Below are 23,147 nucleotides of genomic sequence, written 5' to 3'. Positions count from 1 at the left end.
CCGGGGACGCGTGAGCGTGACCCCGGGACTGTCGTCGTAGTTGGTAGGTCAGCGCGGTCGCTTGATACGACCGCTACGGGGAACGCGGGTAGCGAGGAGGTGGGTGAGCATGGTCCTCGCGCTTGTGGTGTGTGCGGCGGTCGTGGCCCTGGGTGTGATCGGGCTGATGGCCTTCGCCGTCCGGCGCCGCCTGATCCAGCGGGTCGGCGGCACGTTCGACTGCAGTTACCGGCTCAAAATGCCCGCCGACGCCTCGACGCAGCCCGACCTCGACGAGAACGGCAAACCCACCTCCGCCCCGGTCCCCCCGACCGACGGCAAGGGGTGGGTTTTTGGTATCGGCCGGTACAGCGGTGACTCGATCGAGTGGTTCCGGGTCTTCTCGTACGCCCCGCGGCCGCGCAAGGTGCTGCCGCGCCGGGAGATCGAGGTGCTCGGCCGGCGCTACCCGGAGGGCCAGGAGGAGCTGGCCCTGCTGTCCGGGTCGGTGGTGCTGCGCTGCCTGCACAACGGGGCGCCGCTGGAGCTGGCGATGAGCGAGGACGCGCTGACCGGTTTCCTGGCCTGGCTGGAGGCGGCCCCGCCGGGGCAGAGAGTCAATGTCGCGTAGCGACGGCGCTCGATGGGGGCGCTCTCGCGCCACGGGGTTCCGAGACGGGGTTAACGCCGCCTAACCGGGCGGCTAGTCTGGCCGCATGGTCAATCTGACGCGCATCTACACCCGTACCGGCGATGACGGCACCACCGCGCTCGGCGACATGAGCCGGACCAGCAAGACCGACCCGAGACTGATCGCGTACGCGGACGCCAACGAGGCCAACGCCGCGATCGGCGTGGCCCTGGCGGTCGGGGAGCTGCCGGAGGACATGGCGGCGGTGCTCGTCCGGGTCCAGAACGACCTGTTCGACGTCGGCGCCGACCTGTCCACCCCGGTGGTGGAGGACCCGAAGTACCCGCCGCTGCGGGTCCTGCAGTCCTACATCGACCGGCTGGAGGCGGACTGCGACGAGTACCTGGCCCGGGTGGAGAAGCTGCGCAGCTTCATCCTGCCCGGCGGTACGGCCGGGGCGGCCCACCTGCACCTGGCCTGCACGGTGGTGCGGCGGGCCGAGCGCTCGACCTGGTCGGCGATCGCGGAGCACGGCGACAGCGTCAACCCGCTGACCGCGAAGTACCTCAACCGGCTGTCCGACCTGCTGTTCATCCTGGCCCGGGTGGCCAACAAGGAGCGCGGCGACGTGCTCTGGGTCCCGGGCGAGAACCGCTAGGCCGCGCCCCGGGTCCTACGCGGCGTACAGGGCCGTTCAGGGCCGGTCGGCCGGGGTGCGGCCGGGGGCGGAGCCGACGAGGGTCTTGTCGGTGACCACCCGGCCGTTCTCGACCCGCACGCCGGCCGGCGGCTCCTTGGGCCAGATCGAGTAGCAGGCGGCCACGACCACGTTGACCCCGGCCGCGATCCCCAGCTTGAGGTACCACTGGGCGAAGGTGCCGAAGTGGGCGGCGCCCGCGGAGAGCGGGACGAGCAGGGTGATCAGGCCCAGCGTGACCGCGGCCGACACGACGGTCCGGCCGGCGATCTGCCACTCGTACCTGGTCCGCTCCGGCCCGTACTTGGGCGAGGGCAGCGGCTTGGGACCGCCGGCGAAGCGGTGCAGGAAGTGCCGGTCGGCCCAGCGGACCAGCGAGGGGCCGTAGCCGATCGAGAAGCCCGCGTAGCTCGCGGCCAGGGCGTGCGTCCAGCTCGCGGTGGCGCCGCCGCGCAGGTCGAACACGGTGAGTGCGTAGAGGGTGAGGTCCACCACCGGCAGGCCGACCAGCAGCGCGGTGCTGGTGCGGCGCCACCGGAGCAGGTAGCGGGTGGCGAGGCCGAGGCCGAGCAGGATCCAGAAGGAGATCTCGGCCGCGACGATGAGAGTGACGATCACGTTCTGCTCCCGGATGTTCGACGGTGCTTCCAGCCTCGTGCGCGGGCGCGCCGCTGTCGTCGTCGCCCGGTGCCGTCCGGTGCTGCACCTTTCGATGTAGCGGGCTCCTCCGTGGACCGGAGCCCGGGCGGGCGCCGGGGGTGGTGGGATGGGACCGTGCCCCTTTCGTTCCCCGCGCTCCCCGCGCGCCGCCAGGACCAGCTGATCGCCCTGTTCGGGCTGCTCGGCGGCACGGTGCTGATCGTCTTCAGGGCGTACGACCAGGCCGGCCGGGTGCCGCCGTGGGCGGTGGTGCCGCCGCTGCTGGTGATGGCGGGGCTGGAGCTCTTCCGGCGGACCAGGCCGGTGCTGGCGGTGTCGGTCGGCGGGCTGGTCTTCGTGGCGAGCGTGTTCCTCGGCAACCTGACGGCCACGCTGATCCTGTACACCGACCTGCTGTACGCGGCAGTGGTCTACGGCAGCGCCCGGATGTCCCGGGTGCTGCACCTGACCGGCGGGGCCACGGTGGTGGTGCTCACCACCATGGCGGCGGGGTACGTCGGCACCTCCTTCGCGCTGCTGGTGGTGGTGCTCAGCGCGCTGGTCTTCCTCGGCCCGGTGTGGACCGGCGACGTGGTGCGCAAGCACCGGCAGCAGGCGGAGGCCGAGCGGCTGCGGGCGGAACAGACCGCGCTGCTCTCGGAGATGGACCGGCGTGAGGCGGTCGTCGCCGAACGGGCGCGGATGGCAAGGGAGTTGCACGACGTGGTGGCCAACCACCTGTCGGCGATCGCGATCCACGCGACCGGCGCGCAGTCGGTGGCCAGGCGCCGGAACCTGCCCGCGGACGACCCGCTGGTGGAGGTGCTGGCGGTGATCCGGGAGAACAGCGTCCAGGGATTGGCCGAAATGCGTCGCATGATCGGACTGCTCCGGGACAGCGGCGGGGGAGAGGCGGACGAGTCGTACGCGGCGCCCGACCTGGCCGCGGTGGACGCCCTGCTGGCCAAGGCCCGGGCAGCCGGCCAGGACGTCGGGCTGGACTTCGAGCTGCACGAGCACGGCGAGCGCGGCGAGGTGCCGGTGCCGGTCGGACTGGCCGCGTACCGGATCGTCCAGGAGTCGCTGACCAACGCGCTCAAGCACGCCGGGCCCGGACTGGTCAGCCTGCGGCTGGAGTTCGCGCCCGAGGAACTCCGGATCGCCGTCGACAGTCCGTACCGGAGCGGGCCGGGCCGCGAACTGCCCGGGGCCCGGGCCGGGCTGGTGGGCATGGCGGAGCGGGCCGGGCTGCTCGGCGGCAGCTTCGAGGCCGGGCCGGAGGACGGGTGCTGGAGGGTGCGCGCGGTGCTGCCGCGCGCCGGGGCGAACGAGGAGCGGGCATGACGATCCGGGTGCTGGTGGCGGAGGACCAGGCGGCGGTACGGGCGGCGCTGGTGATGATCCTGCGCGCCGAGCCGGAGTTGGAGGTGGTCGGGCAGGCCGCCGACGGCGAGGAGGCCGTCCGGCTGGCGCTGGAGCTGCGGCCGGACGTGGTGCTGATGGACGTGCAGATGCCCCGGCTGGACGGCGTCTCGGCGACCCGCGAGGTGGTCGCCGCCGGGGCCGGCCAGGTGCTCGTGCTGACCACCTTCGACCTGGACGAGTACGTCTACGGCGCGCTGCGGGCCGGCGCGTCCGGGTTCCTGCTCAAGGACCTGGAGGCGGACACCCTGGTCGAGGGCATCCGCACGGTGGCGCGCGGGGACGGGATGCTGGCGCCCTCCGTGACCAAGCGCCTGATCGGGGCCTTCGCCCGCCCCGGGCGGCCGGTCGTCCCGGAGGCCCGGACGGCGGTGGGCGCGCTGACCGGCCGCGAGCGGGAGGTACTGGCCTGCATCGGGGCCGGGATGTCGAACGGGGAGATCGCGGCCCGGCTGGAGATGGCGGAGGCGACCACGAAGACGCACGTCAGCCGCATCCTGGCGAAGCTGGGCCTGCGCAGCCGGGTGCAGGCGGCGATCCTGGCCCAGGACCTCGGTCTGACGATCTGATCACCTGACCACGTCGGTCGCAGATCACACTCCCGATCGCTACTGCCCGGGCGGATTGGGCACTAAAGTCCGGGCCAGAGCGACGCGGCTCCTGCGGTGGGTGACCCCTGCCCTGAGCCGCCTTCAGGGCCCGCCCGCGAGGCGGCGACGGCATCGGGAGACCCAGCCATGAGCAATGCGTCCAGCAAGCAGATCGCCGTGATCGGTGCCGGCCTGATGGGCGCCGGCATCGCCCAGGTCTCCGCGCAGGCCGGCCACCCGGTGGTGCTGCGGGACGTCACCGAGGAGGCGCTGCAGCGCGGCCTCGCGGGCATCCGCGCCTCGTACGAGAAGTTCGTCGCCAAGGGCCGGCTGAGCGCCGAGGACGCCGAGGCCGCGCTGGGCCGGATCACCACCACCACCGACCTGGGCGCCGTCGCCGAGGCCGACATCGTGGTCGAGGCCGTGTTCGAGCAGCTGGAGGTCAAGGAGGGCGTCTTCCGCGAGCTGGACAAGCTCGCCAAGGACGGCGCCGTGCTGGCCTCCAACACCTCCGCCATCCCGATCACCCGGATCGCCGCCGCCACGCGGCGCCCGGAGTCGGTCGTCGGCGTCCACTTCTTCTCGCCGGTCCCGATGATGAAGCTGGTCGAGCTGGTCCGCGGCTACAAGACCAGCGACGAGACGCTGGCCGCCGCGAAGGCCTACGCCGAGGGCGTCGGCAAGGAGGTCGTGGTGGTCAACCGCGACGTGGCCGGCTTCATCACCACCCGCCTGATCACCGCGCTGGTCGTCGAGGCCGCCAGCCTGTACGAGTCGGGCGTGGCCACCGCCGAGGACATCGACACCGCCTGCCGGCTCGGTTTCGGCCACGCGATGGGCCCGCTCCAGACCGCCGACCTGACCGGCGTGGACATCCTGCTGCACGCCGCCCGCAACATCTACACCGAGACCCAGGACGAGAAGTTCGCCCCCCCGGAGATCATGGCCCGCATGGTCACCGCCGGTGACCTGGGCCGCAAGAGCGGCCGCGGCTTCTACCCGTACGAGGGCAAGTGAGCCGCCGGCGCTGAACGACCGCGGGCCGTACGGTCGGAGCACCGTACGGCCCGCTCCGCCGGGGCGGGTGAGTTTCCTCACGCCGGGTGCCGCAGACGGGTGATTTGGGCGGTAATCGAGCGTAGGTGTGGGGCCGACCTGCGTATATTCCCTCGGACGGGTGAAGTTGCTTCAGATCCGGCCGGAACCAGCAACCTGCGGAGCCGGTTCACCGTCAGATGAGGGAACCCGGCATTCCGCCCGGGTCCGGACGTGGGGCCGCGGCCCCTCCGGATGCACCCGCCGCTCCCGCACCCGGCACGGCCGGGGCGGACCCGCCCCGCACCAGGCCGCCCAGGCGAAGGAGGAGAGCATGCGCATCACCGGCGACCACACGGCGCTGGCCATCGAAGGCCGCCTCGACGTGCGCACCGCCGCCGACGCGCGGGCCCGGCTGCACCAGGCCGTGGACGGCGGCCTCGGCGACCTCGTGCTCGACCTCGCCCGGCTGGAGTTCTGGGACGCCACCGGGCTCGGCGTGATCATGGGCACCCACCGGCGGGCCGGCCGGATCGGCCGCCGGCTGGTGCTGCGCTCCGTCCCGGCCCAGCTGCAGCGGCTGCTGGTGGCCACGAAGCTGCACCGCATCCTGGCCGTCGACGGCGCCGCGGGCGTCGCCGAGGCGCAGGGGGCCGCGCTCTAGTCACCTCCGCGCCGCGCGCCGCACCGTGCGCCCGCCCGCCCCGACTCCGCCCGCGCAACGCCCCTGGTCAGCGCCGCCGACCGGCCGTCCGCCGCGGACCGCTCTGCACGGCCGGGGCCGAATGTGCGAGAGTCTGCCCGTCAGAAGACGGCCGCCGGGGCTGCCTCCAGCCCGGCCGCGGCCGCTACCGGGACGTCAGCCGGGCGGCGCGGGGCGCCGACGGCCGAGCACGATGCGGAGCAGAACGTGGCACAGCCATCCGGCGAGTTCCGGCAGGAGCCGGTCCGCACCCGTGGCGGCGAACTGGTCTCCGGCGCCCTGCTGGTGGGCGTCGGCGCCCCGGAGGGCTCCGAGGTCAGGCCCTGCCCCGAGGAGTGGCGCCCGCGCCCGCGCCGGATCGGACGCAGCGAGCCCGCCCGCGGTCCGGTCGGCGGCGTCGGCCGCGCGGTCGGCCCGCTCGCGCTCGGCGCCGGGCCCGCCGACCTGCCGATGCTGGACCGCGAGGCCGACGTCACCGAACTGCTCGGACTGCTCGCCGACGGCCGCTCGATACGCCTGGTCGGCCAGGCCGGCTCGGGCCGCAGCGCACTGCTGTCGGCCGTCGCCGAGGCCGCCGCCGACCTCGCCCCCGGCGGTGTGGTGCAGCTCTGCGGCCACCGCCGGACCGTCCCCGACCTGCTCCAGGACCTCTTCGCGGCCACCCACCACGCCCCCGGCTACCGCCCCGATCCCGGGCAGCTGGCCGCCCACCTCGCCGAGGTCGGCGCGATCGTGGTGATCGACGCCGCCGAGCCCTCCGGCGCCGAGCTGGAGCAGCTGCTCGCCGCCGCCCCCGGCTGCGCCTTCCTGATCTCCGCCGCCCCGGACAGCCCGCCGCTGCCCGCCGGCTCCCGGCTCCAGGACCACCTGGTGGCCGGGCTCTCCCGCTCCGCCTGCCTCGCCCTCACCGCCCGGCTGGCCGGGCGGCCGCTGGACGTCGACGAGAAGGCCTGGGCGGTGGACCTCTGGTTCGAGTCCGAGGGCCTGCCGCTGCGCTTCGTCCAGGCCGCCGCGCTGCTGCGCCAGCGGGACGTCGCGGTGGACGCGCTGGTCGCCGCCGAGGACGACCGGCTGGGCGTCTTCGGCGCCGTCGACGAGCCCCGCCACGACCCGGACCCGGCGATCCGGGAGAACGCGCTGCGCAGCACCGTCCCGCTGCCCTCGGTGGCGGAGACCGCCTCGCCGGCCGTCCGGCTCGCCGAGGGGCTGAGCGAGCCCGCGCAGGCCGTGCTGCGGCTCGCCGTCGCGCTCGGCGGCGAGTGCCCGACCGCGCCGCACCTGCCGGCGCTGATCGACGTCGGGCAGGGCGAGGCCGCCCTCGCCGAACTCGCCGACGCCGGACTGGCGGTGTCCATCGGCGGGCACCACCGGCTGACCGCCGGCGCGCTCGACCTGCTCGCCCCGCACTGGCCGGCCCGCGGCTGCGTCGACGGCGCCGCCCAGCACTTCGCCTGGTGGGTCGGGCACGGCTCGGTGACGCTGGAGCAGGTCGCCGCCGAGGCGGAGGTGCTGATCGGGGTGCTGCTCGCCGACCGCACCGCCGGGCGGCACGAGGCGGTGGTCCGGCTCGCCCGCGCGGCGGCGCCCGCGCTGGCGCTGTCGCTGCGCTGGGGCGCCTGGGAGCGGGTGCTCCAGCTCGGCCTGGAGGCGGCCCGCCGCACCGGCTCGGCGGTCGACCAGGCCTGGTTCCACCACGAGGCGGGCGTGCACGCGATCTGCGTCCAGCAGCCCTCCCGGGCCGTCGCCGAACTGGAGACCGCGCTCACCCTGCGGAGCACGGCGGGCGAGCAGCGCGGGGTGGCGGCCGCCCGCCGGATGCTCGACCTGCTGCGTGCCGAGGGCCGGCAGCTGCCGGCCGCCGCGCCCGCCGCGCCGGCGTCCGGCCGCGCGCCGGTGATCCGCAAGATCGCGGCCCGGGTGCCGGCCGGGCTGAAGTCCAGCCGGCGGCGCCGGGCGGTGGTGGTCTCCACGGTGGTGCTGACCCTGGGGGTGCTCGGCACGGCGGTGGCGATGAGCTTCAGCGGGCCGGAGGAGGCCCGGGGGACGGACCCGCACAGCGGCCGGCTGGATGGCGGCGGCTCGCAGGACCCGCCGTTCCCGCAGTCCTCCGGCAGCGCCTCGCCGGGAACGGCCGGTGCCGCGCCGGGCAGCCCGGCGGACCGGCCGAGCAGCGCGGAGCCGTCCGCGAGCGGCAGCGCCTCGCACTCGCCGAGCGCCTCGCCGACGAAGAGGGCGAGCTCCTCGCCGGGCGCGGGGGAGTCGTCGGCCCCGCCGCCGTCGCAGCCGCCCGCTCCGGGCCAGCCGCAGCCGCCGGCCCCGCAGCCGGGTCAGCCGCAGCCGCCCCAGCCCACCGGGCAGCCGTCGAAGCCGACCGAGTCGAGCCACAGCCCGTCGTCCCCGCCGTCCACCCCGAGCACGCCGCCGGCCACGTCGGGCTCGCCGACGACGCCGAGCGGGACGGCCAGTCCGACCACGGGGCCGTCCTGAGCGGTCAGAACAGCTTGAGCTTGTCGTCGTCGATGCCGCGCAGCTCGTCGTAGTCCAGGACCACGCAGCCGATGCCGCGGTCGGTGGCCAGGACGCGGGCCTGCGGCTTGATCTCCTGCGCGGCGAAGACGCCCTTGACCGGGGCCAGCAGCGGGTCCCGGTTGAGGAGTTCGAGGTAGCGGGTGAGCTGCTCGACCCCGTCGATCTCGCCCCGGCGCTTGATCTCGACGGCCACCGTGGCGCCGTCGGAGTCGCGGCAGAGGATGTCGACCGGGCCGATCGCGGTGGGGTACTCGCGGCGGATCAGCGACCAGCCGGCGCCGAGCACCTCCATCCGGTCCGCGAGCAGCTCCTGGAGGTGGGCCTCCACGCCGTCCTTGATCAGGCCCGGGTCGACCCCGAGCTCGTGGGACGAGTCGTGCAGCACCTCCTCCAGCGTGATGATGAGCTTCTCGCCGGCCTTGTTCTCCACCGTCCAGACCCCGTCGGCCTCCTTGAGGACGCACGGCGGGGACATCCAGTTGAGCGGCTTGTAGGCGCGGTCGTCGGCGTGGATGCTGACGCTGCCGTCGGCCTTGACCAGGATCAGCCTGGTGGCGGACGGCAGATGGGCGGAGAGCCGACCGGCATAGTCGACTGAGCAGCGGGCAATTACGAGACGCACGGTCGACCACGCTAGCCCACCGGGGCCAGTTGATGCGATTCCGCGACGGCAGGGTGAAGAAAGCGCGAACCCGGCCACCATGGAGGTCCCGCGGTCCCGCCGCCGCCCGTCGAGGTCTGGCGCCCTTCTCAGCGAGTCGCTACGGTGTGTGACGGCACGCTCGCGGGACCGCTGTCAACGGGGACGGAGACTTCCGATGAACGGTCCGACGGGATCCGGCCAATCTGGTGCACCGCACCATGTTTCCGGAGTAATCCGCAGGAATGACCGGCCTGCCGCGCCGTTGACTGCCACGCTGTTCTGAGCGCGTTCGGTGTCCGGGACGTCACGTCCCGTGGTGCCGCCGCGGTCGCGAAGGCGCCGGAAACCCCTGTCCCTCGGTGTTCCGGACGCCCCACGCGCATCGCCACCCTCACTGTGAGCTTGACCTACGCACGACCACCCGGGCGCCGCGCGGGTGGACCGCGAGAGGAGAATCCATGTCGCTCGACGTCTCACCGGCCCTGCTGGAAAAGGCCGAGCGGGGCGAGGTCGACGAGCGGGAATTCGTCGACTGCGTCCGCGTCTCGCTGCCGTACGCCTGGGACCTGATCAGCTCGCTGGTCGCCCAGGCGAAGGTCGACGGCACCGACTTCGCCGACAACCAGGTACCACCGCCCAGCGAGCAGGCCCGCGGCCAGCTGCTGCGCGCCCTCGCCAGCGACGCCATCCGGGGCGCCCTCCAGCGCCACTTCGGGGTCCGGCTGGCCTTCCAGAACTGTCACCGGGTGGCGGTGTTCCTGCCGTCCGAGGCCAACGAGGCCCGGTACGACCGCTTCACCTCCGTCCGGGAGCAGCTGCTCAACCAGTCCGAGGAACTGCGGGACTGCTGACCCGGCGGGCCCCCGCCGCGGCGCCGGCCGCCCCGTCCCCCGGTGCGGGGGGAGGGGCGGCGGCCCGGGCCCGTCCGCCCGCGGCGTTCAGCCCAGCTGCGGCAGCACCTCGGAGCCGAGCCGGGCGATGTTGTGCAGGGTCGCCGCCTGGTCGCCGCTGCCCTCGGCGAGTAGGGCGAAGCGCCGGATGCCGGTGCGCTCGGCGGTGGCCAGCAGCCGGTCGGCGCACTGCCGCGGGGTGCCCACCGCGTGCAGGTCGCAGAGCAGCTCGGTGTACTGGCGCGGGTCGCGCATCCTGCGCTCGCGGCCGTCCACGGTGCGGTGGGCGCCGAGCCCGTACTCGAACCAGCCGGGCATCGCGTTCAGCAGGGTGGACCGGGCCGCCGCGGCGCGGTCGTCGACCTGGGCCACCCCGGCCGCGACGTGCCGGCGGCCGATCCGGCGCAGCTGCTCCTCGCCGCGCCCGGCGGCCAGCCAGGCCGTCCGGTAGAGCTCCAGCATCCGCAGCTTGTCCTCGTCCCCGGAGTGCATGCCGAGCAGCATCGGCAGGCCGCGCTCGGCGGCCAGCCGCACCCCGCCCGGCGAGGTGCAGGCGACCACCACGGGCGGGCCGGCCACCGGCAGCCCGGCGGCGGTGAGCTCCTCGCCGAGGCCCTCGTCGTCCCGGCGCTGGCGCGGGAAGCGCACCGGGCCGGACCGCCCGTCGAGGCCGAGCCAGCTGCTCAGGCCCGGCCGCCGCACCGGTTCGGTGGCCCGCGGCACCACCGCGACCTCGGGGAAGGCGAACTGCGGGCCGTCCGCGCCCACCCGGGAGCCGCGCAGCCAGCGCAGCAGCAGGTCCAGCCGCTCCGGGAAGCCCTTCTCGAAGGCGTCCACGCCGCCGCCGAACACGTCCAGGTCGATCCACGGCCCGCCGCGGCCCACCCCGAGCGTGAACCGCCCGCCGGAGGTGAGGTGCAGCAGCGCGGCCTGCTCGCCGAGCCCCACCGGGTGGCGGGTGGAGAGCACGCTGACCGCCGTGCCGACGCCGATCCGGCGGGTGCGGCCGAGCAGCATCGCGGCCAGCGTGGCGGCGTCCGGGCACACCCCGTACGGCACGAAGTGGTGCTCGGCCAGCCAGACGCTGTCCAGGCCCGCGCCCTCGGCCTCGACGGCGGAGCGGACGGTGCGCTCCAGCGCCTCGCCGTGGCTCTGCCCGGGGAACTGCGCGGACAGCAGGAACAGGCCGACCCGCACCGGCCCGGTGGCCGGGGGCAGCGCGCCCGCCCGCTGGGCCGTCGGCAGCGGCTCGCCCGCGACGGCCGTCACCGGCGGGACGGAGGTCAGCGTCGGGCCGGGGGCGGCCGGCCCGGCCCCGGCGGGCCGACCGCTCTCGGCGCGGGCGCTGGTCTTGCTCATCGTGGGGCCTCCTCGGGTGCGCGCAGGGTCTGCGGGCCCCGCCTTCTCCCCTCGTGGGTATCCGATGTCATGTGCCAATGGCACGCGGAACCCGGGATTTCCCCGATGATCGGGTGGATCTCGGCAAAAACGCCGAAGTGCCGGTCGGAGCCGTGGTAGTGGCCGTGCGGCGGCCCGGCCGGCCGTAGGCTGGAACGACTCAGAGCCCAGGAGGAGAGGGAGTCCGCCGTGTCGCCGCGCCGCAACCGGATCAAGAGCGCCGCCCCCCGCGAGAGCGCGGAGTCGGCCGCCCCGCTCGGCGGCTCGCTGCGCCGTACCGAGAGCTACCAGGGCGACGACTGGGTGGTCCAGACCGTCGCCGGGACGGCGGGGCGGTTCTACCGCTGCCCGGGCTGCGACCAGGAGATCCCGCCGGGGACGGGCCACGTGGTGGCCTGGCCGATGCACGGCGCGGGGGTGGACGACCGGCGGCACTGGCACCGGGCCTGCTGGGGCGCGCGGGAGCGCCGGGCCTCCAACGTCCTGCGGGGGCGCGGCGCTCCGCGGTACTGACGGTCCCTCCGGCCCGGCCGGGCGCCGCCGGGCAGGCCCTACGCGTCGCGCCGCTTGAGCACCAGCGCGCCGCCGACCAGCGCTGCCGCCGTCCAGGCGAGGCAGATCAGGAAGCCGGTCCACGGCCCGTACGGCTGGCCGTGCTGCTCGTACACCAGCAGCATCCGCGAGCCCGCGTAGTCGGGGAAGTAGTGCGCCAGGGTCTTGACCTTCGGCACCGCCGAGAGGATCGGCGAGAGCAGGAAGAAGAACGGCACCAGCACGCCGAGCGCGAGCGTCTGGTTGTGCAGCATCGTGGTGACGCCCGCCGCGAACAGGCAGAGCAGCGTCAGGTACAGCGCGGCCCCGAACACCGCCCGCAGCACGTTCGGCTCGCCGATCGAGGTGGAGTGCTCGCCGAGCAGCGCCTGCCCGAGGAAGAAGGTGGCGAAGGCCGTCACCACCGAGACCGCGAGCGCCAGCGCGCCGAGCACCACCGCCTTGCCGGCCAGCAGGGTGGCGCGCTGCGGGACGGCGGCCAGGGTGACCCGGATCATGCCGCTGCTGTACTCGTTGCCGATCGCCAGCACGCCGAAGACGATGATCGCCAGTTCGCCGAGCATGATGCCGGAGAAGGACGTCCCGGTGGCGTCGAACGGGGACTGCTCGTGCCGGCGGAACTCGGTGAAGTTGTTGTTGGTGAGCAGGGACAGCAGCGCGCCGATGCCGACCGTGACGACGAAGGTCAGCGCGAGCGTCCAGACCGTCGAGCGGACGCTGCGGATCTTCGTCCACTCGGAGCGCAGGATCGCCGGGAAGGACGTCATCGCAGTTCTCCTCCTGCCGGGCCGGTCTGTCGTGCCGGTCCGCCGTTCCAGCCGGCGCCCCACTCGGCGGGCGCGCCGGCCGCGTCCAGGCCCGGTCCGTCGCCCGCGTGGTACTCCACCGAGTCGGCCGTCATCTGCATGAAGGCCTCCTCCAGTGAGGCCTGCTGCGGGCTGAGTTCGTGCAGCACCACGCCGTTCGCGGCGAACAGCTCGCCGAGCCGCGCGATGTCCCCGTCGACCACCTCGTAGGAGCCGTCGGGGCCCGGCTCGGGCCGCAGGCCGGCCTCGGCCAGCACGTCGAGCAGCCGCTCGGGCTCCGGGCCGCGCAGCCGTACGGCGGAGCGGGAGTTGCGCCGGATGAACTCCGGCATCGACAGGTCGGCGAGCAGCCGGCCCCGGCCGATGACCACCAGGTGGTCGGCGGTGACGGCCATCTCGCTCATCAGGTGGGAGGAGACGAAGACCGTCCGGCCCTCGCCGGCGAGGCGCTTCATCAGGTTGCGGATCCAGAGGATGCCCTCCGGGTCCAGGCCGTTGACCGGCTCGTCGAACATGACGATCTCCGGGTCGCCGAGCAGGGCGGAGGCGATGCCCAGGCGCTGGCCCATGCCGAGGGAGAAGCCGCGGGCCCGCTTGCGGGCGACGGGGGTGAGGCCGACCAGGGCGAGCACCTCGTCCACCCGGCGCTCGGGGATGCGGTTGCTCTGGGCGAGCCAGAGCAGGTGGTCGCGGGCGGTGCGGCCGGGGTGGACGGCCTTGGCCTCCAGCAGCGCGCCGATGTACTTGAGCGGCTCGCTGAGCTGCCCGTAGTGCTTGCCGTCGATGGTGACCCGGCCGGCGGTCGGGCGGTCGAGGTCGAGGATCATGCGCATGGTGGTGGACTTGCCGGCGCCGTTGGGGCCGAGGAAGCCGGTCACCACGCCCCGGGGCACCTGGAAGCTGAGCCGGTCCACCGCGAGCGTCTTGCCGTAACGTTTTGTCAGGTCGTGCAACTCGATCATCCGCGCTCCCTCAGTTCCTTGCCAGGCTAGGACAAAGGGGATACCCCGGCCTGCTGAGTGAACCTGCTGAGTGGGTCCGACGGGCGCGCCGGAATAGGTTGGGAACATGAGCGAGCGAAGCGAGCGAATCATCGAGAGGCGCGTGTGGGCGAACGCCCCTGCCGAGCGAAGCGAGGTGGGCGCGTGAGTGAGATCCCCTCTGCAGTGTCGGTCCGCGAGAGCGGTACCGGAACGCCACTCGTGCTGCTGCACGCCTTTCCGTTGAACGCCTCGATGTGGTCGTCCCAACTGGACGCGCTGCCCGGCCTGACCGGGGACGAAGCGCGGGTGCTCGCCCCCGACCAGCGGGGGTTCGGCGGCACCGCGCTGGGCGCCGACGAGCCCTCGCTGGACCTGGTCGCGGACGACCTCGCGCTGCTGCTGGACGCGGCCGGGATCGAGCGCGCGGTGGTCGGCGGGCTCTCCATGGGCGGCTACGTGGCGCTGGCCTTCGCCCGCCGCCACCCCGGCCGGCTGGCCGGCCTGCTGCTGGCCAACACCCGGGCCACCGCCGACACCGACGCGGCCCGGGCCAACCGGGAGCGGATCGCCGCCGCCGTCACCGCACGGGACAGCGTGCGGCTGCTGCTGGACGAGCAGGTCGCGGCCGGGCAGCTCGGGCCGGACTCGCAGCACCTGGTGGAGCGGGTGCAGGCGATGGTCGCCGCCGCGCCGCCGGCCGCCGTCGCCTGGGCCCAGCGCGCCATGGCGGCCCGCCCGGACTCCCTGGACGTGCTGGCCGGCCTGCGGGTGCCGGTCGCCATCGTGGCGGGCGCCCAGGACGCCCTGGTGGCGCCGGAGGAGGCCGAGCGGATGCTGCGGGCCCGCCCGGACGCCGAGCTGACCGTCCTGCCCGGGGTGGGGCACCTGAGCGCCCTGGAGGCGCCCGAGGCCTTCGACGCCGTCGTGCGCACCCTGCTCGCCCGGGTGGCCGCCGGATGAGCCAGGAGAGCCAGGACGCGGCGGCCTGGGACTTCTCGGCGCTGGAGGTGACCGGCCGGATGCCCGTGACCAACCGGGGCGAGGGGCTGCTCGAACTGACCCTGGAACCGCTCGGCGAGGACTACTGGATGCGCCCGGGGGAGACCTTCATCGTCACCTCGTACGGCGACTACGGGCCCGGGCACCCCTTCGAGGTGCAGTACTGGCCGGACTCGGTGTCGGTCTGGTGCACCTCCTGGTTCGGCACCGTCTCGGACGACGAGGGCAACCAGCTCAGCAGCGGGCACCAGCGGCCGGACGGCGCCTACCCGAGGTAGCCGCCCGCCGCCGACAGCCCGCAGAAGCGCCCGAGGTGATGACGGCGCGACAGCCGACAGGCCCTCACCCGGGCGGGTGAGGGCCTGTGCTGCTGCCCGGTCGGGCGTGCGTCAGCGCGACTGCTGGGCGGGCACGCCCATGGTGTCGTCGTTCGGCAGCGAGGCGGCGGCCACGGCCGCGCCGGTCAGCGTCGCCAGCATCTCGCGGACGTTGGTCAGCTGGGCGTTGATGCTGTCGCGGCGGTTGGTGAGCGCCGCCAGCTCGCGCTCGGACTCGCTGCGGATGCGGTCGGCCTTGGCGTTGGCGTCGGCCACGATGTCCTCGGACTGGCGCTGGGCCGTCTCGACGGTCTGGCGGGCGCGGCGCTCGGCGTCGGTGCGCAGCTTCTCGGCCTCCAGGCGCAGCTGCTCGGCCCGGTGCTCGATCTCGGCCAGGCGCTTCTCGGCCTTGGCCTGACGGGCGGCCAGGTCGCGCTCGGACTGCTCGCGGCGCTTGGCCAGGTTGGTCTCGAACTCCAGCGCGGCCTGGGCGGCCTTGGTGCGGGTGTCCTCGAAGAGGGCGTCCGCCTCCTCGCGCTTGTTCTGGGCGTCCTTGTTGGCCTCGGCGCGCAGCTGGGCGGCGTCGCTCTTGGACTTGTCGACGATCCGCAGACCCTCGTCCTCCGCCTTGGCCTTGCGGTCCTTGGCGTAGTTCTCGGCCTCGGTGCGGACCTGCTGGGCGGCGGCCTCGGCGAGCTCGCGGTGCTGCTCGGCGGCGCGGTGCGCCTCGTCGCGCAGGTCCTTGGCCTCCTCCTCGGCGAGTCGCAGGATCTTCTCGACCCGGGCGCCGAGACCGGCGTAGGAGGGCTCCGACTCGGTGACCGCCGCCTGGGCCGACTGGGTCTCCAGGTGGAGTTCCTCGATGCGCTTCTCCAGCGCACTGATCCGGGTCAAGGCACTGTCACGGTCGGCCACCAGCTTGGTGATCCGCTCGTCGACCTGGGCGCGCTCGTACCCACGGCGCACCAGGTCGAAGCCGTGAGGGGAGTGACTGTCGCTCATGGGGTTCTGGGCTTCCTGTCGTCAAACCGCTGAGGTGGTTGAGGGAATCCTGACACGGTACCGGAGTGTCGACGGCTGTACGCCGTTCTCTCACGGACAATGACCGCCAATGTCCGCTCAATCGGGTGGTGAGCTCTTGGAGCGATTGCCACCCGACCGGGGGGAGCCAACTCCGGCACCGGCCTTGGCGCCCCCGTCCTTCTTGGTGTTGCTTCCCCCGTTGGCCTGGGCGACCGGTGACGGTGCCTCGAACGCCTCCAGGGCGGACAGCACGTCCTGGACCCTGGAGATCTCGGTGTTGATGTCCTTGCGGCGGCGCACCAGTTCGTCCAGCTCGCGCCGGCCCTCGTCGGTGACCCGCTTCGCCTCGGCCTTCGCCTCGGCGAGCAGCCGCTCGGCCTCCGCCTTCGCCAGCTCGATCTGCTCGTCCGCGGCCTCGTCGGCGTCCCGCAGCCGCTTCTCCGCCTCGGCGGAGGCCCGGTCCAGCCGCTCCTCGGCCTCGGCCTCGGACGACTGCAGCTTGGCCTCGGCCTTGACGATGAGCGCCTCGGCGCGGTCGGTGGAGTCGGCGAGCTTGGTCTCCGCCTCCTTCAGCAGGCCCTCGGCCTTGCGGACGGCGGAGATCCGGACCTTGCTGGCCTCCGCGGAGGCCTCCGAGGTCAGCTCGGCCGCGCGGTCCTCGGCCGCGGCGACCAGGGCCGCCGCGCGGTCCTCGGCCTCGGCGACGGTGGCCACCGCCTGCTCCTCGGCCTCGGTCAGCTGCTCCTGGGCCGCCGTCACCAGCGCGTCGACCCGCTCGCCGGCCGACTTCATGGCGGCCGCGTTCTCCTTGCGGGCGCGCTCGTGCAGCGCCTCGACCTCGGCGTCGGTGCGCTCGCGCAGCTCCTCGGCGCGCTCGCGGATCGCGGTCGCGTCCCGGCGGGCCTCGGCGAGCAGGGCGTCCGCGTCGGAGCGGCCCTTCTCGACCTCGGCCTGACCGGCGGCCTCGCCGGCGGCGACCAGCCGGTCGGCCTCCTTGCGGGCGGCGGCGACCATGGCGTCCGCCTGCTCCTCGGCGGCGGCGGTGGTCGCCAGCGCGGTGGTCTGGGCGTCCTCGCCGAGCGCCTCGGCGTCCGCGAAGGCCTTCTCCAGGACGGACTTGGCCTGCTCGCGGGTGGCCCGGTCGAACTGCTCGGCGGCCTCCCGGGTCTCCGCGTCGTAGGCGTCGGCGCGGGAGTGGGTGGCGGCGTCGTACTCGTCGGCCAGGGTGCGGGTGGCGAGGGCGTACTCCTCGGCCTCGGCGCGCAGGCCGGCCGCCAGCTCCTCGGCGTCGGCGATGCTGCGGGCGCCCTGGGCCTCGGCCTCGGCGACCGTACGGGCGGCCTGCGCCTCGGCGTCGGCCCGCAGCTGCTCGGCGGCCTCCTGGGCGGCGCGCAGCTCGGCCTCGGCGTCCGCGCGCAGCTGCTCGTCGTAGGCCCGGGCCTCGGCGCGCAGGCGGCCGAGCTCCTCCTCGGCGGCCTCCCGCTCGGCGGCCAGCTCCAGCTCGGTCTGCTCGCGCAGGGCGGTGGTCTCGGCCTCGGTGCGGGCGCGCAGGTCGGCGGTCTCGCGGTCGACGAGCTCGCGCAGCTCGGTGGTCTCGCGCTCGACCAGGGTGCGCAGCTCGGTGACGTACGCGTCGGCGGCCTCGCGCTGCTCGGTGGTCTCGCGCTCGGCGAGGACCCGCAGCTCGGTGGCGTGCTGCTCGGCGGCCTCGCGGACCTCGGCGGCCTCCTCCTCGGCGGCGGCCTTGAGCGCGGCGATCTGCTCGGCGGCGGCCTCGTGCATGCCGGCCACCGACTGGCGGACCTCGGCGGCCTCCTCCTCGGCGGCGGCCACCAGTTCGGCGCCCTCGGCCTTGGCGGCGGCGATCAGCTCGGCGCGGTCGGCCCGGGCCTGCTCCAGCTCGGCGGCGGCCTCGGCGCGGATGCCGTCGGCGGTGGCGCGGGCCTCGGACAGCTCGCGGCCGGCCTCGGCCCGGACGGTCTCGGCCTGCTCGTTGGCCAGCGCCAGCTCGGCGGCGGCCTTCTCGCGGGTGGCCTTGGCGTCCTTGGCGGCCTCGGCGCGGCGCTGCTCGGCGGTGGCCTCGGCGCGCTCCAGCACCTCGTCGGCGGCGGTGCGCTGCTCGGCGGCGTAGGCGTCGGCCGCCTCGCGGACCTCGGCGCTGTGCTGCTCGGCGGCTTCGCGGAGCCGGGCGTCGTAGGCGTCGGCCTGCTCGCGGACCTCGGTGCCGTACTGCTCGGCGGCCTCGCGGACGTCGGTGCTGTACTTCTCGGCGGCTTCGCGGACCTCGGCGCTGTGCTTGTCGGCCGCCTCGCGGACCTCGGCGCTGTGCTTGTCGGCCGCCTCGCGGACCTCGGCGGTCTCGGCCGCGGTGCGCTTGGTGAGGTCGGTGGCGTGCTGTTCGGCCTCGGTGCGGACGCGGTCGGCGTAGGCCTCGGCGTTCTCGCGCTGCTGGGTGGTCTCGCGCTGGGCCAGGGCCCGCAGATCCGCGGCGGCCTGCTCGGCCTCGGCCAGGGCCTGCGCGGCGGCCTGCTCGGCCTGTTCGCGGGCGGCCTCGGCGGCGTCCAGGTGCTCGGCGGTCTCCTCGCGCTCGCGGCGCAGCCCGTCGGCGGCCTCCTCGCGCTCGCGCCGGCTCTCCTCGCGCAGCGCGTTCGCGGCGGCCTCGGCCTCGGCCCGGGTCCGGGCGGCCTCGGTGTCGGCCTCGGTGCGCACCCGCTCGGCGTCGGCGACCGCGGCGTCCCGGACGGCGTTCGCCTCGGCCTGCGCCTCGGTGGTCAGGGCCTCCGCCGCGGCGGTCGCCTCGGCGCGCACCCGCTGGTCGAACTCGGTTGCGTCGCGCCGGAGTTCGGCGGTCTCGCGCTCGGCGGCGGCCCGGTTCTCGGCGGCCGCGGCCTTGGCGGCGGCGAGCGCGTCCTGGCCCTGCTGCTCGGCGGCCGCGGTGATCTTCCCGGCCTCGGCGCGGGCCCGGGTCAGGGTCTGCTCGGCCCGCCCCTGGGTCTCGGCGGCCTGCTCCTGGGCCTGCGCGCGCAGCCGCTCGATCTCCCCGGCGGCACCCGCGCGCAGCTCGTCCGCGTCGGCCTTGGCCTTGGTGAGCAGCTCCTCGGCGTTCTTCGCCGACTCCTCGATCTGGACCACGGCCTGACGGCGGGCCTCGCCGCGCACCCGGTCGGCCTCGGCGGCGGCCTGGGCGCGCAGCTCCTCGGCCTCGGCCCGCAGCCGGGCCGCCTCGTCCTGCATCCGCTCGATCCGCTCGCGGATCGCGGCGGCGTCGTCCAGGGCGGCGTTCTGGGCCTGCTCGACGGCGGCCTGGGCCTGCTCGCGCAGCCGCTGCGCCTCGGCGGCGGCCTCGGCCCGGATCCGCTCGGCCTCGGCGGCGGCCTCGCTGCGCGCGGTCTCGGCGTCCTGGTTGGCCCGGCCGAGCACCTCCTCGGCGGTCTTGGCGGCCTTGGCGAGGTGGACGGTGGCGTCCTTGGCGCCGGCCGCCCGGCCCTCCTCCTCGGCCTCGCCGCGCAGCCGCTGGGCGTCGGCCTCGGCCCGGGCGCGCAGCTCGGCGACCTCCCGCTCGGCCAGCGCGCGCAGCTCGGCGATCGCCGCCTCGGCCTCGGCCTTCAGTTCGGCGGCCACCGACTCGGCGGTGGCCCGCAGCCGCTCGCTCTCCTCGGCCGCGGCGGCCTTGGCGGCGTCGGCCTCGGCCTTCTTGGTGGCGGCCTCGGTACGGATGGCCTCGGCCTCGGCACGGATCGCCGAGGCCTCGTTGGTGGCCTGGGCGACCATCCGGGCGACCTCGGCCCGGGCGGTCTGCGAGCGCTGCTCGTTGGCGGCCTCGCCGTCGGCGACCTTGCGCTCGGCGGCGGCTTCGGCGTCGGCCTGGAGCTGCTCGGCGGCCTGCTCGGCCTGGGCGCGCAGCTGGGCGGCCTCGTGGCGGGTGCGCTCCGCCTCGGCGATCGCCTCGGCGCGCAGCCGCTCTATCTCGGCCTTGGCCGCGGCGAGCTGCTGCTCGGCCCGGGCCTGCTCGGCGGCGGCCTGCGTCTTGAGCCGGCCGATCTCGGCCTGGGCGGCGGCCAGCTGCCCCTCGGCGGCGGCGTGCGCGGCGGCCAGCTGCTGCTGGGCCTCGCCCCGCGCGGCGTCCACGTCGGCGGCGGCCTGGGCACCGGCCTGCTGGGCCTGCTCGGAGGCGGCGCGCAGCAGGCGCTCGGCGTCGCTCTGGGCCCGCTGCAGCGCGGCCTCGGCGGCGGCCTGGGCCTCACCGCGGGCGGCGTCCACGTCGGCGGCGGTCTGGGCGCGGGCCTGGTCGGAGAGGGCGACGGCCTCCGCGCGGGCGGCGGCGACCATCCGCTCGGCCTCGGCGCGGGCCTCCTGGAGCAGTCGCTTGGCCTCCTGCTCGGAGCCGACCCGGGTCTGCTCGGCCCAGCCGTTGACGTGCTGTTCGGCGGAGCGGCGCAGTTCGGCGAGCTCGTCCTCCAGCTGCCGACGGCGGGCGGCGAGGTCGGCCTCCAGCCGGGCGGTGCGCTCGGCGGCCTCGGCCATGATCCGCTGGGTGGCGGCCTGGGAGTCGCGCAGCTGGCGCTCGGCGTCCGCGCGCAGCTGCTGGGCCTGCATCTCGGCGGTGCGGAGCATCTGCTCGGCCTGGCCGGAGACGGCGTCGAAGGCGCGCGGCTGGGCGAGCATGCGGCGGGACTCGTGCAGCTTCGCCCGCAGCACCTCCACCTGGTAGGCGAGGTCTTCGGCATGCTCGACTGCCTTGTCCCGCTCCTTCCGAGTCCGACCCATCTCGGCCTCGAACTGGGAGAGGTGATCGTCAACCTCGTAGCGGTCGTTGCCCCGCACTCCGCGGTCCCATCCATCTCCTGGTCGCGTCCTCGACCCGGCCGGTGCCGGGCGCCCGTTTCCCGGGCGCCGGTCCGACTGGTCCTTGCATCCGCAGCCCGTGGACGGTCCCCCGCCATGCCGGGGCCGCCCGCCGCGGTCGTCGGAATCCGGGGCGCGGGAGCGCGGGGGTGCCGCGTTCCCCCGTCCGAGTGGACTCCTGGGCGAACTCTTGCCTTGTGGAGAATGGTGACAGATCCGTCTTGCGACTGTTCAGCCGTGCCCGCGTAATGGACTCCCCTTGCGACGGGCCGACCGCCGGCGGGCGGACGGGCCTGTCTTCGGCCGTGCCCGTCGCCTCCGTCCCCCGGAGCCTTCGCGCACCTGGGCATTGTAGTGGGAGCGCACTGCGGGGGAATGGCCGCAGGGGTGTTTTCCGGCTCTTCCCGCCAGGTTACTGACGGGTCATGACCGACGGACCGTCGGCTGCCGCCGGGGCGGACCGCCGGTTGCCGCCGGGGCGCCGCCCGCCCCGGGGCCGTCCGGACGGGGATCAGTGCTCGTCGTGGCCCTGCTGCGCGGAGGTGACCAGCTCGGTCAGCACGCCGCCGCAGTCCTTGGGGTGCAGGAAGGTGATCCGCGAACCCATCGAGCCGATCCGCGGCTGGTCGTAGAGGACCCGCACGCCCTTGCCGCGGATCGCCTCGGCGTCGCCGTCCACGTCGGCGGTGCCGAAGGCGATGTGGTGCACGCCCTCGCCGTTCTTCTCCAGCCACTTGGCCACCGTGGAGTCGGGCCGGGTGGGCTCCAGCAGCTGGAGGTAGGAGGCGCCGCCGTCGTCGGTGCCGTTGATCCGGAGCATGGCCTCGCGGACGCCCTGCTCCTCGTTGACCTCGGAGTGGAAGACCTCGAAGCCGTAGGTGGCGCGGTAGAACTCGACCGTCTTGTCGAGGTCTCGGCAGGCGATGCCGATGTGGTCGATTCGGGTCAGCACGACGGCCTCCGGGTGGTGGGGAGAAGGTGCACCCAGTGCAGCGCATGCCCCGCGACCGACGCCAGTGCCCGGCGTGCGAGCCTGCTCACACGGCGGGCGGTTCACCCGGAGCGGGTCGGCACGGTGTTGACTGGAGGGTGCCAGTGCGCTCGATCACACCGTCGCTCCGGTGACGGGCGGGTAACAGGTCAGTACATTGAGCGCATCCTCACCTGGCCACGACGTGCGAAGGGGCCCGTCCCATGACCAACACCACCTCTGTGATCGTTGCCGGTGCGCGGACCCCGATGGGCCGCCTGCTGGGCTCCCTCAAGGGCTTCTCCGGTGCCGACCTCGGCGGCGTCGCGATCAAGGCGGCCCTGGAGCGTGCCGGGATCACCGGCGAGCAGGTCCAGTACGTGATCATGGGCCAGGTGCTCCAGGCCGGCGCCGGCCAGATCCCGGCCCGCCAGGCCGCCGTCAAGGCCGGCATCCCGATGAACGTCCCGGCGCTGACGATCAACAAGGTCTGCCTCTCCGGCCTCGACGCCATCGCGCTGGCCGACCAGCTGATCCGGGCCGGCGAGTTCGACATCGTGGTGGCCGGCGGCCAGGAGTCGATGACCAACGCCCCGCACCTGCTGCCGAAGTCCCGCGAGGGCTTCAAGTACGGCGCGATCGCGATGCTCGACGCGATGGCCCACGACGGCCTCACCGACGCCTACGAGAACATCCCGATGGGCGAGTCCACCGAGAAGCACAACACCCGCCTGGGCATCCCGCGCGAGGTGCAGGACGAGATCGCCGCCGCCTCCCACCAGCGGGCCGCCAAGGCGCAGGCCGACGGGGTCTTCGACGCCGAGATCGTCCCGGTCGCCGTTCCGCAGCGCAAGGGCGAGCCGGTGCTGTTCAGCCAGGACGAGGGCATCCGCGCGGACACCACCGTCGAGAGCCTGGCCAAGCTGCGCCCGGCCTTCACCAAGGACGGCACGATCACCGCCGGCACCTCCTCGCAGATCTCCGACGGCGCCGCCGCCGTGGTCGTGATGAGCAAGGCCAAGGCCGAGGAGCTGGGCCTGAGCTGGATCGCCGAGATCGGCGCGCACGGCAACGTGGCCGGCCCGGACAACTCGCTCCAGTCGCAGCCGTCCAACGCGATCAAGCACGCGCTGGCCAAGGAGGGCCTGGAGGTCGCCGACCTCGACCTGATCGAGATCAACGAGGCCTTCGCGGCCGTCGCCCACCAGTCCATGAAGGACCTGGGCGTCTCCTCCGACATCGTCAACGTCAACGGCGGCGCCATCGCCCTCGGCCACCCGATCGGGATGTCCGGCGCCCGCGTGGTGCTGACCCTGGCGCTGGAGCTGCAGCGCCGCGGCGGCGGGGTCGGCGCGGCCGCGCTGTGCGGCGGCGGCGGCCAGGGCGACGCGCTGATCGTGCGCGTCCCGAAGGCCTGATCAACCGAGCTGATCCCCAGGGCCGGGGGGGGGGCGGGGGGGTGCGGCGCCGCCGCCCGCGGCCTGAGGGAGGCGGAG

Annotated in this window: 20 protein-coding genes; 12 read left to right on the top strand and 8 right to left on the bottom strand. The window is 74.7% G+C overall.

The window, feature by feature from the left end; all coding sequences use genetic code 11:
* Positions 1 to 109 precede the first annotated feature (109 nt).
* Both ABZW03_RS05735 and ABZW03_RS05730 read left to right on the top strand, forming a co-directional pair.
* Complete coding sequence (locus ABZW03_RS05735; protein WP_030057523.1) at positions 110 to 610, top strand: DUF2550 domain-containing protein; 501 nt, start codon at positions 110 to 112, stop codon at positions 608 to 610.
* Positions 611 to 695: 85 nt separating this feature from the next.
* On the top strand, positions 696 to 1,268 hold the full coding sequence (locus tag ABZW03_RS05730; RefSeq protein ID WP_355252729.1) for a cob(I)yrinic acid a,c-diamide adenosyltransferase: 573 nt from the start codon (positions 696 to 698) through the stop codon (positions 1,266 to 1,268).
* Positions 1,269 to 1,304: 36 nt separating this feature from the next.
* On the opposite strand, the gene ABZW03_RS05725 is transcribed toward ABZW03_RS05730, so the two are convergent.
* The gene (locus ABZW03_RS05725) at positions 1,305 to 1,925 is read right to left on the bottom strand and encodes a hypothetical protein (RefSeq protein ID WP_355252726.1); all 621 of its coding nucleotides are present in this window, start codon (positions 1,923 to 1,925) and stop codon (positions 1,305 to 1,307) included.
* Between the two features lie 156 nt (positions 1,926 to 2,081).
* Here ABZW03_RS05725 and ABZW03_RS05720 point away from each other — a divergent pair, with 156 nt between their 5' ends.
* The 5 genes from ABZW03_RS05720 to ABZW03_RS05700 all read left to right on the top strand — a co-directional run bounded on the left by ABZW03_RS05720 (position 2,082) and on the right by ABZW03_RS05700 (position 8,183).
* A complete protein-coding gene (locus ABZW03_RS05720) occupies positions 2,082 to 3,290 on the top strand; it encodes a histidine kinase (RefSeq protein ID WP_355252723.1) in 1,209 nt (402 codons plus the stop codon).
* On the top strand, positions 3,287 to 3,937 hold the full coding sequence (locus ABZW03_RS05715; RefSeq protein WP_355252720.1) for a response regulator transcription factor: 651 nt from the start codon (positions 3,287 to 3,289) through the stop codon (positions 3,935 to 3,937). The genes ABZW03_RS05720 and ABZW03_RS05715 overlap by 4 nt, the downstream gene beginning before the upstream one ends.
* A gap of 168 nt (positions 3,938 to 4,105) precedes the next feature.
* Complete coding sequence (locus ABZW03_RS05710) at positions 4,106 to 4,975, top strand: 3-hydroxyacyl-CoA dehydrogenase family protein (RefSeq protein ID WP_355252717.1); 870 nt, start codon at positions 4,106 to 4,108, stop codon at positions 4,973 to 4,975.
* A gap of 352 nt (positions 4,976 to 5,327) precedes the next feature.
* Positions 5,328 to 5,657 carry an STAS domain-containing protein gene (locus ABZW03_RS05705; protein ID WP_355252714.1) on the top strand — a complete coding sequence of 110 codons (330 nt, stop codon included), beginning with the start codon at positions 5,328 to 5,330 and terminating at the stop codon, positions 5,655 to 5,657.
* 246 nt (positions 5,658 to 5,903) lie between these two features.
* Entirely contained in the window at positions 5,904 to 8,183 is a 2,280-nt protein-coding gene (locus ABZW03_RS05700; protein ID WP_355252711.1) for an ATP-binding protein, read from the top strand.
* Positions 8,184 to 8,187: 4 nt separating this feature from the next.
* Here ABZW03_RS05700 and nucS read toward each other — a convergent pair whose 3' ends face one another.
* Positions 8,188 to 8,847, bottom strand: a complete 660-nt coding sequence (nucS, locus tag ABZW03_RS05695) for an endonuclease NucS (protein WP_355252708.1) — start codon at positions 8,845 to 8,847, stop codon at positions 8,188 to 8,190.
* A 479-nt stretch (positions 8,848 to 9,326) separates the two neighbouring features.
* Here nucS and ABZW03_RS05690 point away from each other — a divergent pair, with 479 nt between their 5' ends.
* Positions 9,327 to 9,719: an SCO5389 family protein gene (locus ABZW03_RS05690; RefSeq protein ID WP_045694845.1), complete on the top strand. Its 393-nt coding sequence runs from the start codon at positions 9,327 to 9,329 to the stop codon at positions 9,717 to 9,719.
* An 87-nt stretch (positions 9,720 to 9,806) separates the two neighbouring features.
* Here the strand turns inward: ABZW03_RS05690 and ABZW03_RS05685 are convergent, their stop codons facing one another.
* Positions 9,807 to 10,955, bottom strand: coding sequence for an LLM class flavin-dependent oxidoreductase (locus ABZW03_RS05685; protein ID WP_355252778.1), 1,149 nt, complete (start codon positions 10,953 to 10,955; stop codon positions 9,807 to 9,809).
* A 390-nt stretch (positions 10,956 to 11,345) separates the two neighbouring features.
* On the opposite strand from ABZW03_RS05685, the gene ABZW03_RS05680 reads away from it, so the two are divergent.
* Positions 11,346 to 11,669, top strand: a complete 324-nt coding sequence (locus ABZW03_RS05680; RefSeq protein WP_355252705.1) for an ATP/GTP-binding protein — start codon at positions 11,346 to 11,348, stop codon at positions 11,667 to 11,669.
* Between the two features lie 38 nt (positions 11,670 to 11,707).
* Here the strand turns inward: ABZW03_RS05680 and ABZW03_RS05675 are convergent, their stop codons facing one another.
* Positions 11,708 to 12,475 (bottom strand): ABC transporter permease subunit, encoded by a 768-nt coding sequence (locus ABZW03_RS05675; RefSeq protein WP_355252702.1) that lies wholly within the window; start codon positions 12,473 to 12,475, stop codon positions 11,708 to 11,710.
* On the bottom strand, positions 12,472 to 13,476 hold the full coding sequence (locus ABZW03_RS05670) for an ABC transporter ATP-binding protein (RefSeq protein ID WP_355252699.1): 1,005 nt from the start codon (positions 13,474 to 13,476) through the stop codon (positions 12,472 to 12,474). The genes ABZW03_RS05675 and ABZW03_RS05670 overlap by 4 nt, the downstream gene beginning before the upstream one ends.
* A gap of 183 nt (positions 13,477 to 13,659) precedes the next feature.
* Here ABZW03_RS05670 and ABZW03_RS05665 point away from each other — a divergent pair, with 183 nt between their 5' ends.
* Positions 13,660 to 14,457 (top strand): alpha/beta hydrolase, encoded by a 798-nt coding sequence (locus ABZW03_RS05665; RefSeq protein WP_355252696.1) that lies wholly within the window; start codon positions 13,660 to 13,662, stop codon positions 14,455 to 14,457.
* On the top strand, positions 14,454 to 14,774 hold the full coding sequence (locus ABZW03_RS05660) for a hypothetical protein (RefSeq protein ID WP_355252693.1): 321 nt from the start codon (positions 14,454 to 14,456) through the stop codon (positions 14,772 to 14,774). The genes ABZW03_RS05665 and ABZW03_RS05660 overlap by 4 nt, the downstream gene beginning before the upstream one ends.
* A 111-nt stretch (positions 14,775 to 14,885) precedes the next feature.
* Here the strand turns inward: ABZW03_RS05660 and ABZW03_RS05655 are convergent, their stop codons facing one another.
* From ABZW03_RS05655 to mce, 3 genes are all read right to left on the bottom strand, one after another.
* Entirely contained in the window at positions 14,886 to 15,815 is a 930-nt protein-coding gene (locus tag ABZW03_RS05655) for a cellulose-binding protein (RefSeq protein WP_355252690.1), read from the bottom strand.
* 117 nt (positions 15,816 to 15,932) lie between these two features.
* Entirely contained in the window at positions 15,933 to 20,660 is a 4,728-nt protein-coding gene (locus ABZW03_RS05650; RefSeq protein WP_355252687.1) for a hypothetical protein, read from the bottom strand.
* Positions 20,661 to 21,192: 532 nt separating this feature from the next.
* Positions 21,193 to 21,633, bottom strand: a complete 441-nt coding sequence (gene mce / locus ABZW03_RS05645) for a methylmalonyl-CoA epimerase (RefSeq protein ID WP_355252684.1) — start codon at positions 21,631 to 21,633, stop codon at positions 21,193 to 21,195.
* 242 nt (positions 21,634 to 21,875) lie between these two features.
* Here mce and ABZW03_RS05640 point away from each other — a divergent pair, with 242 nt between their 5' ends.
* Complete coding sequence (locus ABZW03_RS05640) at positions 21,876 to 23,069, top strand: acetyl-CoA C-acetyltransferase (RefSeq protein ID WP_355252681.1); 1,194 nt, start codon at positions 21,876 to 21,878, stop codon at positions 23,067 to 23,069.
* Positions 23,070 to 23,147: the final 78 nt, after the last annotated feature.

It is taken from the genome of Kitasatospora sp. NPDC004799, from assembly GCF_040609095.1.
GTDB lineage: Bacteria > Actinomycetota > Actinomycetes > Streptomycetales > Streptomycetaceae > Kitasatospora.
Note: the sequence above shows the minus strand (reverse complement) of the source record. Positions and strands in the feature narration are given on the sequence as shown.

Coding starts and splice junctions, on each gene's coding strand:
- ABZW03_RS05735 (WP_030057523.1), top strand. CDS start 110: ATGGTCCTCGCGCTTGTGGTGTGTGCGGCGGTCGTGGCCCTGGGTGTG.
- ABZW03_RS05730 (WP_355252729.1), top strand. CDS start 696: ATGGTCAATCTGACGCGCATCTACACCCGTACCGGCGATGACGGCACC.
- ABZW03_RS05715 (WP_355252720.1), top strand. CDS start 3,287: ATGACGATCCGGGTGCTGGTGGCGGAGGACCAGGCGGCGGTACGGGCG.
- ABZW03_RS05710 (WP_355252717.1), top strand. CDS start 4,106: ATGAGCAATGCGTCCAGCAAGCAGATCGCCGTGATCGGTGCCGGCCTG.
- ABZW03_RS05705 (WP_355252714.1), top strand. CDS start 5,328: ATGCGCATCACCGGCGACCACACGGCGCTGGCCATCGAAGGCCGCCTC.
- ABZW03_RS05690 (WP_045694845.1), top strand. CDS start 9,327: ATGTCGCTCGACGTCTCACCGGCCCTGCTGGAAAAGGCCGAGCGGGGC.
- ABZW03_RS05675 (WP_355252702.1), bottom strand. CDS start 12,475: ATGACGTCCTTCCCGGCGATCCTGCGCTCCGAGTGGACGAAGATCCGC.
- ABZW03_RS05670 (WP_355252699.1), bottom strand. CDS start 13,476: ATGATCGAGTTGCACGACCTGACAAAACGTTACGGCAAGACGCTCGCG.
- ABZW03_RS05660 (WP_355252693.1), top strand. CDS start 14,454: ATGAGCCAGGAGAGCCAGGACGCGGCGGCCTGGGACTTCTCGGCGCTG.
- ABZW03_RS05655 (WP_355252690.1), bottom strand. CDS start 15,815: ATGAGCGACAGTCACTCCCCTCACGGCTTCGACCTGGTGCGCCGTGGG.
- ABZW03_RS05640 (WP_355252681.1), top strand. CDS start 21,876: ATGACCAACACCACCTCTGTGATCGTTGCCGGTGCGCGGACCCCGATG.